The 15,329-nt window shown below is 72.0% G+C and carries 9 protein-coding genes; 5 read left to right on the top strand and 4 right to left on the bottom strand.

Features of this window, described 5'->3' with window-relative positions; all coding sequences use genetic code 11:
* Nucleotides 1-6: 6 nt before the first annotated feature.
* The 4 genes from TN53_RS05770 to TN53_RS43985 all read right to left on the bottom strand — a co-directional run bounded on the left by TN53_RS05770 (nt 7) and on the right by TN53_RS43985 (nt 3,304).
* Entirely contained in the window at nt 7-1,131 is a 1,125-nt protein-coding gene (locus tag TN53_RS05770; RefSeq protein WP_046257261.1) for a zinc-binding dehydrogenase, read from the bottom strand.
* On the bottom strand, nt 1,128-1,943 hold the full coding sequence (locus TN53_RS05765) for a phytanoyl-CoA dioxygenase family protein (RefSeq protein ID WP_046257260.1): 816 nt from the start codon (nt 1,941-1,943) through the stop codon (nt 1,128-1,130). The genes TN53_RS05770 and TN53_RS05765 overlap by 4 nt, the downstream gene beginning before the upstream one ends.
* A 52-nt stretch (nt 1,944-1,995) precedes the next feature.
* Nucleotides 1,996-2,187, bottom strand: coding sequence for a hypothetical protein (locus TN53_RS47195; protein WP_046257259.1), 192 nt, complete (start codon nt 2,185-2,187; stop codon nt 1,996-1,998).
* 223 nt (nt 2,188-2,410) lie between these two features.
* Entirely contained in the window at nt 2,411-3,304 is an 894-nt protein-coding gene (locus tag TN53_RS43985) for a helix-turn-helix transcriptional regulator (protein ID WP_052745142.1), read from the bottom strand.
* 322 nt (nt 3,305-3,626) lie between these two features.
* Between TN53_RS43985 and TN53_RS05750 the strand changes: the two genes are divergently transcribed.
* The 5 genes from TN53_RS05750 to TN53_RS05730 all read left to right on the top strand — a co-directional run bounded on the left by TN53_RS05750 (nt 3,627) and on the right by TN53_RS05730 (nt 15,326).
* Nucleotides 3,627-4,616 carry a hypothetical protein gene (locus TN53_RS05750; RefSeq protein ID WP_046257258.1) on the top strand — a complete coding sequence of 330 codons (990 nt, stop codon included), beginning with the start codon at nt 3,627-3,629 and terminating at the stop codon, nt 4,614-4,616.
* A gap of 108 nt (nt 4,617-4,724) precedes the next feature.
* Nucleotides 4,725-6,563, top strand: coding sequence for an HSP90 family protein (locus TN53_RS05745; RefSeq protein WP_046257257.1), 1,839 nt, complete (start codon nt 4,725-4,727; stop codon nt 6,561-6,563).
* Nucleotides 6,564-6,565: 2 nt separating this feature from the next.
* A complete protein-coding gene (locus tag TN53_RS05740) occupies nt 6,566-9,532 on the top strand; it encodes a hypothetical protein (RefSeq protein ID WP_046257256.1) in 2,967 nt (988 codons plus the stop codon).
* Between the two features lie 533 nt (nt 9,533-10,065).
* On the top strand, nt 10,066-11,361 hold the full coding sequence (locus tag TN53_RS05735) for an RICIN domain-containing protein (protein WP_159038100.1): 1,296 nt from the start codon (nt 10,066-10,068) through the stop codon (nt 11,359-11,361).
* A 137-nt stretch (nt 11,362-11,498) separates the two neighbouring features.
* The gene (locus tag TN53_RS05730; protein WP_046257254.1) at nt 11,499-15,326 is read left to right on the top strand and encodes a helix-turn-helix domain-containing protein; all 3,828 of its coding nucleotides are present in this window, start codon (nt 11,499-11,501) and stop codon (nt 15,324-15,326) included.
* The last annotated feature ends 3 nt before the right edge of the window (nt 15,327-15,329 follow it).

The following is a 15,329-nucleotide window of genomic DNA, read 5'->3' as shown; positions in this document are numbered from 1 at the left end:
CCCCCGTCAGAACCGGTCGCCGCCGGCCAGAACTGCCTTCATCACCGAGCCGTCGGCGACGGCCGCCAGCGCCTGCCCGTGGTCCGCCAGCGCGTACTGGGTCACGAGGTCCGCCAACGCGAACCGGCGCGTCAGGGCGGGCAACAGCCGTACGTACTCGACGAGATGGGCGCCGGTGAACGCCCAGGAACCGACGACGTCGAGCTGCCGGTACACGATCTGGTGCGGATTGATCAGGGTGTCGCCGCTGTCGGTGTACTGGCCGACGATCAGGTACGAGCCTCCGCGCCGGGCCAGCCCGAGCCCCTGCCCGACGGCTCCGGGCACCCCGGTGCACTCGACGACGAGGTCCGCGCCGGCCCCGCCGCCCGTGAGCCGGCGGACCTCCGCGAGCGCGGTGTCGGTGTCGGCGGCCTCGACCAGATTGACGTGGTGGTCGCCGATGCCCGCCTGGGCCGCGAGCTCCAGCCGCTGCGCGGGGCCGCCGACGAGGATCACCCGGGCGGCTCCGGCGAGTTGGGCGAGCGCGGCGGCGGCGAGGCCGACGGGACCGGATCCCTGGACGACGACCGTCTCACCGACGCGGACCGGCCTGCGCTCGTAGAAGGCGTGCACCATGGTCGGCCCCGCGCAGGCCAGCGACATCGCGGCCAACGCCCCTACCTCGTCCGGGACCTTGACCACGGTGGTGCCGGGGTGCAGCACGATGTGGTCGGCCCAGGACCCGGCGAGCGGATACGCCCCGGATGCCGGCCGGTTCACCCCGTAGGTGCGGCGCTGCTCGCACAGTGTCGGCTCACGCTGCAGCCGGCAGGGCGGACAGGTGCCGCAGGCGAGCGAGGACGCCCACATCACCTCGTCGCCCGGCACGAGTGGAGCGCCGGAGGCGTCGAGATGGGTGCCGGGGGAGAGGGTGTGCACGGTGCCGAGCCCCTCGTGGCCCAGGACCAGGGGCACCGGTACCGGCAGATGCCCCTGCTGGAGGTGCAGATCCGTACCGCATACCCCGCCGTAGCGGCCGGCGACGACCATGCCGCCCTCGGGCGGTCGCGGCAGCTCGAAGTCGCGCAGGGCGAGCGGGCGTCCGAACTCCTCGAGCACCACGGCACGGCTGCGTCCGCGCTCGGTCACACCGCCTCCCCGACGCCCGCGAGAACGGGTGCGTCGTCGAGGACGCGCAGGGGAGTGGTGTCCCGGCAGACGACATGGTCCGGCCGGGGCTCGCCCAGCGGCCGGGGCTCGTTGGTCACGTCGTTGTACGTGAGGATCAGCAGCCTGCGGTCGAACGGCGACATGTTGGGCGCGGAGCCGTGGACGATCTCGGGATCGAAGAAGATCACCGAACCCGCGGCGCCCTTGGGGCTGTCCATTCCGTGCTCGGCGGCGAGCGCGACCATGTCGGCGGGCTTGAGCGCGATGTCGTCGGGGTCCAGGTGCTGTGCGGACCTGGCGTCGGACCGCGTGCGGCCGCTGCGCACGAGACCGTCGCGGTGCGAGCCGGGCACGAAGATGACCGGCCCGTTGAACTCCGTGACGTCGTCGAGAAAGACACCCACGTTCACCAGGCGCGGCGCGGGCAGGTTGTCGGCGATGCGCCAGGCCGCGAAGTCCTGGTGCCAGGCCCAACCGCCGCCACCCATCGCCGGCTTCGCGTTGATCTTGAATTGGTATACGTAGACCTCCGCCCCCAGCAGCCGGCGCACGGGCCCCAGGACTCCCGGGTGCCGCACCAGGGCCGCGAACTCCGGCTGCCGCCGGTGGGAGGCGTACACCGCGCGGACAGCGCGTCCGTCGTCCTCGACGATGCGGTGCTCGCCGGGTATCTCGCCGTCCCGGCGGAAGGACTCACGCAGTGACTCCACCTCGTCCGGGGTGAACAGGGAGTCGACCACGACGAATCCCCGGTCCCGGTATTCTCTTTCCTGCTCTTCACTGAGAAGCATGCGTCTCCCGCCCCACATTCGTTTTCTGCTCGTCCCGATGCGTTTCGTGGTGTTACGGCGTGGGCGCCGGCCACGAGGTGTCGAGCAGAACGGCCGACGGCTGGGCGGCCCGTACGTCGGTCGCGGCGGAGGATCCGGAAAACGTCGGAGTGGCCACGGCGAAAATGGCCAGAGCGAGCCCGAAGGCCGCCATCCACGCCGACTTCTTGCTGTTGTACTTGTTGCGGCTCTTGCGCTGATCCACGGCAGGCGTCCCTTTGTCTGTCGTACGAATCTTTCGCTCGAAATGCTCGCCGACCGCGGCATCCGCGTCCAGGGATTCGGGTTGACCTCGTGCGGCCATGGCCACTCCAGGTCAGTCCTGCCCTCGATGGCCGGCGCGCATACGGAAGACCCCGGCGGCCCAGTGGGCCGCCGGGGTGCGACGAGGTGCGAGGAGGGGGCGGGGGAGGGGAGGTGAGTGCGTGTCAGTCGTGCGGGGCGGCGTCCAGCCAGCCGCGGGCCGTGGCCTCGACTCCGGCCTGGAAGCGGCTCTCGCAGTCGAGCCGACGCATCAGGTCGGCGATGAGCCTGCGCAGCGTGCGCGGTGACACGCCCAGGTCGCGGGCGATGGCCTCGTCCTTGAGACCCTTGGCCATGAGCCGCAGCAGGGCCTGTTCGCGGCCGGTCAGCCGGTCGCCGCCGCTCTCCTCGTCGGCCTCGTCCTCCCCCTCCACAGCGCCTTCGACGGCAGGAGTGAGAGGGACGGCCTCATGGTCCCAGAGGTGGTCGAAGAAGCGGGTCAGGATTTCCAGGAAAGCGCCGCATTCCAGACGTAGGGCGGATCCTGCCTGTTCCATGGAAGGGGTCGACACCAAGGCCACCCGCCGGTCCGCGATAACCAGCCGGGCGGGAAGTACCGCGGCGATACGGACACTTGCCCCCGCGCTCTCCAGATCCCGCAGATGAGCGGGTCCGAACGAGGTGCGCAGCATCGCCGTCAGATGCATGGAACGCATGGCGACACCGCGGTCCAGCAGTTTCTTGTTCCGGACCCGGCCTTCCGCGAGCCGTTCCGGAGAAATGGGAATTCCGGGATGCATTCCGATCACCTCGGAACGGGCCAGACCCACGGCTTCTTCCAGGGCGCGGGATATCTCCGCCGAACCGTTCAGAACGTTCGCCTGGGCGAGATCCGTTTCACCGACGCGGGCGACCGCCAACTGCTCCACAATTTCGGAGAAGAGGCTGCGCGCGTGCTGTACTTCCGAGAAATGCCGTTCGAGAGACCGTTGTTGGGAGTCGAGCATCTCCCTGAGGGCCACCTCGGGGGACAGGACCGCCTCGTCCTGACACGCGTCTGTGCCGTTCTGTCGGTGCATGTCCGCCCCATCGCCGAGCCCCCCAGCTCACGGCGACGGTGACGTGATGCTCCGTGGGCCCGGCTGCCTCGCCAGGCCCTGCGTAACCATAGGGTTGCCATCAGGCAACCTCAAGGGGCCGTCTTGTCATACGAGATGGAACGTGTCACTCCGGCCCTGATGATCATTTTCCCTGGCCAGACGGCCTTCGCGGGTGTGGCGCCGTGCGGCCTGAACACCGTGTCCGGACCTTGGGGCACCGGTGAAAACCCTGTGGAAGCGGTGTCGGTGGGGGCCCTTATGCTGCACCGGACGATCACGCGGGACCACGGGAGGGCGCGGCATGTTGGGCAAGCTGTTCGGGAGCGGTGCGGAGAGAACGGCGGCGCACCCGCATGCCCTTCCGCCGCGCAAGCAGAAGCACGGGACGTACGCGTTGCGCGCGCTGGGGGACGCTCGGGTGCTCGCGCTGGTCGAGGCGGCCGACGCGGGCGACTGGACGGCGGTCAAAGCGGCGCTGGCCCCCTTCGACCTCGGCCGCGAACAGGCGGTCCTGGGGCAACTGACCGATGTGGACGGTGTGGAGGAGTGGATCGTCCGGGCCGCCGAGGAGGACAGGGACGACAAGGAGCTCCGGGCAACCGCCTTGCTGATATCGGGTGCGCGCCATGTCGCCTGGGGCTGGGAGGCACGCACGTCCGCCCGTGCCGTGGACGTCGGTCGCGAGCAGTGGCAGACCTTCTACGAGCGGCTGCGCATCGCCGAGGAGCATCTGCTCGAGGCCGCCGAGCTGCGGCCCGGCTGGGTCACACCGTGGCGCCATCTACTCACCTCGGGACGCGGCATGTCCGTCGACGACAGTGTCCAGGAGGCCCGGCTCGCGGCGGGTCTGCGCCGTGATCCGCTGAACCTGGACATCCATCTGGAGTGGGTGTCGCACCTGCAGCCTCGCTGGGGCGGAGAGCCGGGCCAGGCCCTGGAGTTCGCCCGGAAGGCCTGCGCCGCCGCGCCCGACGGGCACCGGCTCGGCTGTGTCATCGCCATGGCACATATCGAGGACTGGGTGGAGTCCGATGACCCCGAGTGTCTGCAACAGCCCCGGATCCGGGCCGAGTTGAGAGAGGCCGCGGAGCGCAGCATCCTGCATCACGCCTACGAGCGCCGCCTGGGCTGGCAGGGCGACTACAACACCTTCGCCATGGCCCTCTCGCTGGCGGGCAGCAGCACGGCCTCCAATGTCTTCCGCGAGCTGGAGGGTGTGATCACCCAGTGGCCGTGGACCTTCATGGCGGACCCGGAGACGGCGTACGCGCGCTTCCGCAAGGCCTTCTGAGCCACCGGCCATACCGCGGCTGCACCGGCCACGCCGTCGACGCCCGTCTCCGGCCGGCCCCGCGGACCACCGACCACCCCTGCCGTTCCCTCGACTCCGGACTGCCTCATGCCCCTGCGCGACACCTCCGCCCACCAAGCCGCCACCGACCGCACTTTCCAGGTCGACCTCCGCGGCCTGGTGGACCTGCTCTCCCACCACCTCTACTCCAGCCCCCGCGTCTACCTGCGTGAACTGATGCAGAACGCGGTCGACGCCCTCACCGCACGGCACGCCATCGAGCCCCACGGCGCCTTCGGCATCCGCCTCTACGCTGACGGCTCGGTGGTCCGCGTCGAGGACGACGGCGTCGGTCTCACCGAGGACGACGTACACACCTTCCTCGCCACGATCGGCCGCAGCAGCAAGCGCGCCGAGGGGATCGCCGAGCAACGCGCGGACTTCATCGGCCAATTCGGCATCGGCCTGCTCTCCTGCTTCCTGGTCGCGGACGAGATCCACGTCCTGAGCCGCTCCGCCCGCACTCCGGACGCCCCGGCGGTGGAGTGGCGGGGACGCGGCGACGGCAGCTACACCGTGCGTACGCTCCCCGCCTCCGCCCACCCCCGCCCCGGCACCACCGTCACGCTGACGCCGCGCACCGACGCGGGCGAGTGGACCCGCCCGGCCCAGGTGCACACGCTGGCCCGGCACTTCGGCTCCCTGCTGCGCCACCCGCTGACCTTCGACGACGGCACGGGCGGCCAGGGCGCGGCCATCAATCCCGAGCCCGCGCCCTGGGCGCGCACCCACCCCACCCCCGGAGCCCGCTCCCGCGCTCTGGCCGCGTACGGCCAGGAGGTCTTCGGCTTCACGCCGCTGGACACCATCGAACTGGACCTGCCCGCCGTGGGTCTGAAGGGCATCGCGTGCGTGCTGCCCGAGGCGGTGCCGGCCGGGCGCCGGCACGGCCACCGGGTGCACGTCAAAGGCATGCTGCTGTCCGAGCAGGCCGAGGAGATCCTGCCCGAGTGGGCCTTCTTCGTCCGTTGCGTCGTCGACGCCGAGAGCCTGCGCCCGACGGCCTCCCGCGAGTCCCTGTACGAGGACGACACCCTTGCAGCCGTCCGCGACGCCCTCGCCGAGCGGCTGCGCGCATGGATCGCCCGGGCCGCCGCCAGCGACCCGGACCTGCTCCACCGCTTCCTCCAGGCCCACCACCTGGCCGTGAAGTCGCTCGCGGTGCACGACGACGAGATCCTGCGGATGCTGCTGCCCTGGCTGCCGTTCGAGACCACCGACGGCCACTGCACCCTCGACGAGTTCGCGCGCACCCACCGCACGGTGCTCGTGACGTCGAGCGTGGAGGAGTTCCGACAGGTCGCGGCGATCGCCTCGGCGGCCGGACTGGGCGTCGTCAACGGCGGCTACACCTACGACCGTGAACTGGTCCACCGGCTGCCCGAGATCAGGCCCGAGGCCAGCGTCGCCGACCTCGACCCGGCGACCCTCACCGCCCATCTGGACCCCGTCGACCGGGAGACGGAACTGGCCGCCGCGGCCTACCTCGCCCAGGCCCGCGACGCCCTGTCCGTCTTCGACTGCGATGTCGCGCTGCGCACCTTCCAGCCCGCCTCCGCACCCGCCCTGCTGGTGGACAGCCGCGAGGCCCGGCACGAGCGCACCCGCTCCCAGCTCGCCCGTGAGCAGGAGGGCGGTCTGTGGGGAGACATCCTCGGCGCCCTGCGCCAGGAGGCGCCGCGGGCCCAGCTGATCCTCAACCAGCTCAACCCGCTCGTCCGCACCGCCGTGTCCATCGACGAGCCCGAGCTGGCCCGCACCAGCGCCGAAGCCCTCTACGGACAGGCCGCGATGCTGTCCCGGCGTCCGCTCAGGCCCGCCGAGTCGAGCCTGATCAACCGCTCCTTCCTCGACCTTCTCGCCCACGCCCTGCGCAAGGACAGCTGACGATGCCGACCGCACCCCTCCCTCAGAACACGGACGAACTGTTCCAGGCGCTCCAGGAGAACGACCGGCGCCCGTACGGCCGTACCCGCACCGTCACCGCCGAGGAACTCGTCGACGCCGCCGAGCAGTTCGAGGACCCCGCCGTCCTCATCCACGCACTCCTCGAACTCCAGGAGGCGTACACCTACGGCTCCGAACCCCGGAAGTCGCCCGTCGTCTTCGCGCGTCTGCTCACCCTCTTCGACGAGCAGCCCGACATCTTCGACGAGCGCCTGCGGCACATGCTGTTCTGGCGGTTCAAGTGGGTGTCCCACGCGCTGCGTCAGCTGCCCGAGATACCCCTGACCAGCCTGCGCCAGTGGCTGACGGAGATGCGCGACCGGTACGAGAAGGCCGACCTCGGCCTCCAGCCCTACTACGGACAGGCGTACCAGCTCGCCGTCCACATCGGAGAGGACACCAACCTCGCCTACGAGTTGTGGGCGGGCCGCACCCGCACCCGGCTCAGCGACTGCGAGGCCTGCGAGATCTGCCAGCGCGCCCGGTACCACCTCAGGGCGGGCGACGACGAGCGGGCCCTGCGCGCCTGGGAGCCCGTCCTGGCCGGGAAGGAGTCCTGCAAGGAGGAGCCGGCCCGCTCCGCCTCGTACGCGCTGCTGCCCCTGCTGCGTACCGGCCGCACCGACCGGGCCCGCGAACTGCATCTCGTCGGCTACCGCGCCTGCCGCCGCAACCCCTCGATGTCCGAGGAGGTCGGCCGGCACCTGGAGTTCTGCGCGCTCACCGGCAACGAGGCACGCGGTCTGGAACTGCTCGCCGAGAACCGGAACCAGTTCGACGAGGTCGACTCGCCGCTGGACCAGTTCGGCTTCCTCACCGGCGTGGAGGTCCTCCTCCAGCGCGTGGAAACCCTCGGCCACGGCGAACTGCCCACCGTCGGATACGCGGGCCGCACCTGGACGGTTTCCGGTCTGCGCGCCGAGGTCCGCAAGCGCGCCGACGACCTCGCCGCCCGCTTCGACACCCGTAACGGAACCACGGCCCACGCCGACCGCCGCAGGGCCCGGCTCGACCAGGCCCCGCTCCTGGACGCGCTGGAACTGACCCTGCGGCCCCGCAGCCTCGACGACGCGAGCCCGGCCTCCCCGGTCGCCGCGCCCGTCGTCCGTACGGCCGCCGCCGTCCCCGACGCGCTGCCCGAACTCATCCTCAGGGCACGAACGGCCGAGGAGGAGGGGCACCCGGACGCACATGCCTGCTGGGCGCGGCTGCGCGCGCTCGTGGCCGCCCGTGACTACACCCACCCCGACGACCCGGCCGTGGGCTCGCTCTTGCGGTTGCGCGCGGACCTGCTGGCCGACGAGGGGAACCGGGCGGGCGAGAAGGACGAGTTCGCCGACGCCGCCGCCCTCCACGAGGAGGCCGCGGCCCTGTACGACGACGCCGGACTGCCGGGTCACGCGGCGCTCGCCCGCGCCTGCGCCCTGCTCGCCACCGCCGAGATCCCCGCGGAGCGGGCCGAGGGGGAGAGCGGCGAAGGGGAGAGCGCCGACGGAGCCGGGGCGAAGGCCGCGTCGCTGACCGCCGCGCACGCGTCCATCGTCCGCCTCCATGAGGAGACGCCCGGACTCGCCCCCCACCATGAGGCCCGCCTGCTGCGGCTGAGGGCGACCGCGCTCGCCCTGCGCCTGCAGACGTCGGGCAGCGAGGCCCATGTCGCACCGGTCTTCGCCGAGGTGGAAGCGCTGCTCGCGTTCGCGACCCGGCACGCCCTCGACGGGCAGATCTCCGGCGCCCTGCTGCTGCGCGCCAGTACCCACGCCATCTCCGGCAACCTGCCCACCGCGGTCACCGAGATCGACGCGCTCCTGGACCGGCTGAAGGCGCAGGGCCCCGCCTGGCACCTGCCCCGCACGCTCGGACTGCGGGGCCGGTTCCAGTTCGGCCTCCAGGCCGCGCAGGCCGCGCACGCGGACCTGTCCGAGGCCCTGCGACTGGCCGCCGACTGGCCCGCCGACACGGTCGACACCGCCCGCCTCCACGGGGATGTCGCCCAGGCCTGCATGTACCTGGGCCGCCCCGACGAGGCACTGCGGCATCTGACGCGCTCCGCCGAGCTGGAACTTCGCCGCGGCAGCCGGACGGACGCGTTCTGCACCTACAGCAACGCGGCCCAGCTCAGCCTCGACCTGGGCCGTGTCGAGGACTGCATCGCCCTGCTCGACTCCCTGCTGGCCGAACCGGACGTCACCACCGGAGAGCTGAACGACCGGATCGTCGCTCAGCTGCGCCTGACCCGTGCCCGCGCGCTGCACACGGGGGAGGACCTCAAGGCCGCCACGGCGGAGTTCGTCACCCTGTCCGCCGAGTCGGCCGACTGGGACGACGATCCGGGGAGCCACGCCATGATCGCCGCGGAGACCGCCGTACTCCTCGGTGAGTCCGGCGAGTTCGAGCGGGCCCGCGAAGTCGCGGACCAGGCACTCGCCGCCCACGCCCGGGCCCCGCGCTTCGAGCACGTCAGCAACTCCCTGCGCGAACTCGCCCGGCTCCAGGCCCAGCAGCAGGGCTCCGACGGCCTGACCGACGCGCTCGCCTTCCTCACCGACGCGGGCCGCGTCGCCGACGAGGCGCGCGCCGCCGAGTACGAGGCCCAGGGCCGCTCCCTGGACACCGCCCTGGCCTACGAACACGGCCGGGTCAACGCCTACGCCGGCGAGTACGACGACGCCCTCATCGCCCTGGACAAGGCCCTCGCCCTGCTCGGCGAGCCGGGACGGGACGACGACGCCGGCGAATGGGCCGAGTGCGTCCGCCTAGCGGGCGCCGTGGAAGGCCTCTACCTGGAACGCCCCGCCCCCGCCCTCACCCGCCTCGACGCGGCCGTCTCCCACCTGACCGCCCTGGGCCACACCGAGGAGACCGAACCCCTGACCTCCTTGGCGGCCCGGCTGCGCGACGAGGAGTGACGCGAAGGGCGCCTGCCGGGGACCTTCCCTGACAAGGCGCCCTTCCTTCTTCGGCGAACAGCTCACTGCGGCCGAGCGGTTTCGCCGGCAAGGCTGAGGGGGGTCATTAGTGCACCTTCGTTCCTGCGGCGCCTGCGAGGGTGTCCGTGCAAGTCCGGTGAGAGCCGGCGTGACGGCCTGTGGTGGTCGCTCCGTCAGGGCCCCAGTGACACTGCCGCCCCCATGAGGAGTCAGCAGGCCTGACCGGCCCAGCGTCCGTACGACCGGACGAGCCTGACCCGTAGGGTCCGGCATTCGCCCAGGTCACCGAGTTGTTGCCGCCCCGGAAGGGGGATTGAGCAACAACTTCTCGCACCCCAGGATCGGGAGTGTTCCGTCCCCACTCGGCGATCCGGCGTCTTCAGTACGCCGGCCTCGGCAGGGACGGTTCCTCGGGCGGCACCCGCACACACCGCCGCGTTCCCGATCCGGACAAAGCATCCATAAGGAGCTTATTCGTGCTGACCTGGTTCACCGGGCGTCCGCTTCAACGGGTGCCGATACGCACACTGATCATCACGGTGCTCGTCACCGCCCTGGCCGCCACGCTCCTCGACGCCTCCATCGGCAGTCGCGTGTCCGACGCGGCCAGGAGGACGTCCACCTCGGTCACGCAGCTCTGCGAGGGGACGGTCGACGCGGTCGAGGCCGCCTACGGCACCCAGACACGGCCGGTGGCGAACGGGCCCGTCGTCGAGAGCGCGGCCTTCGACACCGGTTCCTCCACGGGCACGGTCTCCGCCACCTCGTACGCGCTCACCACGCACCAGGTGGCGACCCTGGCGGCCAAGAAGAAGGAGGCCGTCACCGACTGCACGGGCAAGCTGCACAACGTGGCACAGGCCAAGTGGTCCTACCTGTCGGCGCGGGCGGTGGAGATCGCCGTGGACGCCGCCATCACCATCCTCGCCTCCACGCTGATCTGCTCGCTCACCGGGCCGGTCGGCTGCAAGTGGGGCGTGCGGTTCGCGTCCTTCGTCGGCGGGTTCGTGGGCGCGCTGGCCTTCCAGTACCTGACCGACGGCTACATCAACTGGACGAGCGTCGGCGGCGCCTTCTTCGACGCGACCGTCTCGATGCTGACGTTCTCCGGCCTCGACAAGCTGGACGAGTCCTACGTAGGCAGGGGCGTCCGGGCCACCCTGAAGAGCGCCGGGCAGGCCATCAAGGCCGTCGGCGCCCGCATCGGCGGGGCCGGACCGAACATGGTCGGCAGTGTCCAGAACGCGCTGAACTACGTCATGGGCCACAACTTCGGCGCCTTCCCCATCGCCTACACCGGCGGCGGGTCCGTCGAGCCGGTCATCGCCGAGAAGCGGGGCCAGCCGATCGCCAACGGCCTGCAGTTCCGCATTCCCTCCCACGCCTCCGGCTCCCCCGTGCACGACGACCTGTACTCGGGCAGCTGGAACTCGCCGTACTACAACTGGGACGTCGCCGAGACGCCGCACTACAACAAGGACGGCGCGGTGGGCTACCTGATCGGCCAGGGCAGCAAGTGCCTCGGCTACACCTCCTCCGGCTACGCGGTCCTCAAGACCTGCAACTACAACGACTCCACCCAGTGGTGGTTCGTCGACGGCGACGAGCTGATGGCCAACAACGGCAAGTGCATGGGCGAGGTGGAGAACTCCCAGTCGCGCCAGATGGGCAGCTGTGACGGGCTCACCTACCAGGCGAACCCCGAGAACTTCGACGACCAGTTCATCGTGACCCCGCCCGGCGGTACGTACATTCCCAACACGGTCTTCAACTGGAAGAGCCACCTGTCCTACTACGAGCACGCGTGACAGCACCACGCCGCCGAGTGCGGTGAAGCACCAAGCCCGGGCCGGTGACCAAGGTCACCGGCCCGGGCGTTGTCCGATGCCGTTCGGTTCCGCCATAGTCCGGAAGCACTGTCTTTTGTTGCTTTTGGGAGCTTCGATTGGGTCGTCCCGAGCGCCCGGTGGACCCGGACGCCGGTCCGGTCCAGCGGTTCGCCCACGAACTACGGCTGCTGCGCCAGAAGGCGGGCAGCCCGTCGTACCGCGAGATGGCCCAGCACACCGGTGTGTCGGTGACGACCCTGTCCCGGGCCGCGGCGGGTGAGCGGCTCCCGTCGGCGGCGGTGACGCGGGCCTACGCGCGTGCGTGCGACGCGGACCCGGGCGAGTGGGAAGCGCGCTGGAAGGAGGCCGCGGCGGAGACCGCCGGGGTCCAGGCGGCGGCCCGTGACGGCGCGGGCACCGCCGAGGACGACGCGAAGTCGCCGTACCGCGGACTCGCCCGCTTCGAACCCGGCGACCGCATGCTCTTCTTCGGTCGTGAGCGGCTCGTCACCGAGCTGCTCGGCCTCGTGTGCGAGCGCCGCTTCGCCGCCGTGTTCGGCGCGTCCGGCAGCGGCAAGTCCTCGCTGCTGCGGGCGGGACTGATCCCCGCCGTCCAGGAGGCCGCCGGAGAGCGCGAGAGCCCCGCGGTCGTACGGATCCTCACACCGGGTGAGCGGCCCGCCGCCACCTACGGCCACCTGCTGGCGCCCGGGGACGGCGACCCCGACACCTGGCTCATCGTCGACCAGTTCGAGGAGGTCTTCACGATCTGCCGGGACCGCGCCGAGCGCACCCGCTTCATCGACCTGCTGCTGGCGGCCAGGGAGCCGGACTCCCGGCTGCACGTGGTCATCGCCATGCGGGCCGACTTCTACGGGCAATGCGCCGACCACCCCGGGCTCGCCGACGTGTTGCGTCACTGCGGGCTGCTGATCGGGCCGATGTCCGCGACCGAGCTGCGGGAGGCGGTCACCGGGCCCGCCTCCGTCGCCGGGCTCGTCGTCGAACGCGAGCTGACCGCCCGGATCGTCGAGGAGGTCGTCGACCGGCCCGGCGCGCTGCCCATGCTCTCGCACGCCCTGCTGGAGACCTGGCGCCGCCGGCGCGGCCGTATCCTCACCCTCGCCGCGTACGAGGCTGTCGGCGGCGTCCAGGGCGCGATCGCCGCGACCGCGGAGCACACGTACGGAGCGCTGTCGCCCGGCCAGGCGGACATCGCCCAGAGACTGCTGCTGCGGTTGATCACGCCCGGCGAGGGCGTACCCGACACCCGGCGCTCGGTCACGCGCGCGGAACTGGACGACTGGGGCGATCCCGAACTTCCGGCGGTCGTCGAGCGACTGGCCGCCGCCCGGCTGCTCGCCCTCGACGGCGACACGGTCGAACTCGGTCACGAGGCGCTCATCAGCAGCTGGCCGCGGCTCGGTCGATGGATCGACGAGAACCGGGGGCGGCTGATCGCCCATCGGCGCCTCGGCGAGGACGTACGGGCGTGGCTGGACCTGGAACGTGACGGCGGGGCGCTGTACCGGGGGGTGCGGCTGGAGCGGGCGGTGGAGCTGTTCGGGACGCCGGACACCGGATGGCGTCCCGTCCTCACCGCTTCCGAACGCGCGTTCCTGACCGCCGCTCTGCGGGCCCGTGACGACGAGCGGCACGCGGTGAGCCGTACCAGGCGAAGAACCCGGCGGCTGGTCACCGCCGCCGCCGCGCTGCTCGCCCTCGCGCTGGTGATCGGGCTGGTCGCCTGGCAGCAGTACGGCACCGAGCAGAGGGACGACCGGGCGGCGGCCGCCCAGCGGGTCGCCGAGGTGGCCGACAGCATGCGCACCACCGATCCCCGCACCGCCATGCTGCTGGGCCTGGCCGCCTGGCGGATCGCCGCGCTCCCCGAGAGCCGGGCGGCACTGCTCGCCGCGCCGGCCCAGCCCGAGCGCGACGCGTTCACGGATCCCGGGCCGGGCGGCGGCAGTACCGAACGGTTCCTCGTCCGCTCCGGACGCGTCCTGCTGAGCGTCAGCGGGCGCACCTGGCACACCTGGAACACGGTGACCCACCGGGCGATCGCCTCCGGTCGGCTGCCCGTCGACAGTCTGCGCATCGAGGCGGCGAGCCGCGACGGGAAGGTCCTGGCCCTCGACGACGACGCGGGCGTACGGCTGTGGAACCTGGCCACCGGCCGGTGGACCGGAAGCACGGCGGTCGACGCGGGTGCGGAACTCGACCCCGATGTGGCGATCGCCTCTGATGCGGAGATCGCCACCTTCGACGCCGCCGCCGACGACTACCTGCTCAGCTCCGTCAACGAACCGCGCGTCGAACTGCGCGCCCTCCCGGACGGCCGCCTGCTGTTCCGGGCGACGGCGGGCTCCGAGACGAACGTGGCCACCACGGCAGACGGCCGCCTCGTCGCCGTCTGCCCCACCCGCGGCGCCGTCCAGATCCACGACATCTCCAACGGTCGTACGCTGTCCGGTGGTTGGACGAAGAACAGCGGGGCGGGCAGCTGCGACGACGACAACTCCCGTCTCGTGTTCGACTTCGGCGGGCACCGGCTCGCGGTGGTCTCCGGCGCGGACGTGCGGGTGTGGGACCTCGCGTCGGGCCGGGAGACCGCCACGTTCGACGCCCCGGACTCGGAGTCCGTCGCGTTCAGCGCGGACGGCGCCTTCCTCGCCGCCGCCGGCCCGGCACAGCTCACCGTCTGGCGCCTGTCCGCACCCGACGCTCCCGTCTTCCGCCACTCCCTCGACGGCCGCCGCATCCGGGGCGACCTCGCCTGGGACCCGCACGGATCCGCACTGCGCTACCTCGAAGGCGGCACGGTCCACACCCTCGACCTGGGTCCGTCCGTCACCGCCGCCTGGCGGGACACGGCACTGGCCGACGCACTGCTCAGCCCCGACGGCCGTACGCTCGCCACCGCCGAACAGCGGCCCGACGGCTACGTCTTCCGGCTCCTGGACCCCGCCACCGGCCGTACCCTGCGCACCCTGCCCACCGCCGCGTTCCCCGTGCCCGCCGACGAAGCCGGGCCGGTGACGGCCGCGGACGCCCACCTGCTGATGACGTTCGGCCCGGACGGCACGGCCTTCGCCTACGGCGTCACCGCGCCGGACCGCGGCACCTCGGCACAGCCGCTGACCCTGTGGGACGTCCGCCGCTCCCGCGTACGGACGACGCTGGACCTCGCGGCCTCCTCCGCCATGTCCGCCGCCGTCGAGGAACTCGCCCTGGGCCCCGGCGGACGCCTCCTCGTGGCTGTCCGAGACACCACCGCCGGCACGACGGACGCCGAGGTGTGGGACACCGCGAGCCACCGCCGAACCGCCGACCTCGGAAACCTCGACGCCACGGCCCTCGCGCTGCGCCCCGACGGCGGCCTGCTCGTCGGCGGCGACCGGGTGGCGGCCCCGCCCGCCGGCCGCAGCACGTCCCGGACCCTGGGGCTCGGGCAGGAGACGGAGGCGGTGGCGTTCAGCGCGGACGGCTCCCGGGTCGCCGTCGGTGACGCGTCCGGCCGGGTCGCCCTGTGGGACGGCAGTCTCCACCACCGGCTCGGCGTCCTTCCCAACACCTTCCCGGACCCCGTCGGCAGCGGCGCCCCGGAAGCCGTGGCCGCGCTCGCCTTCAGCCCCGACGGCGCCACCCTCGCCGTCGCGGGAGACTCCGGCACCCTCCAGCTGTGGGACACCGCGAACCGGCAGCCCCTCGGCAGCGGCCTCACCACACCCGGCGAAGCCATGACCTCCCTCGCCTTCACGACGGACGGCACCTCCCTCTACGCCACCAGCCGCCACGCCCCCGTCCAGCGCTACCGGGTGACCCCCGCCTACGCCGCCACCTGGATCTGCGCCCACACCAACACGACGCTGACAGCGGCCGAGTGGCACACGTACATTCCGGACGCGTCGTACCGGGACGTGTGCCCGGGCAACGATTGAGGG

It is taken from the genome of Streptomyces sp. WM6386, from assembly GCF_000972385.1.
Taxonomy (GTDB): Bacteria; Actinomycetota; Actinomycetes; order Streptomycetales; family Streptomycetaceae; genus Streptomyces.
This window is presented reverse-complemented; position numbering and strand designations above follow the sequence as displayed.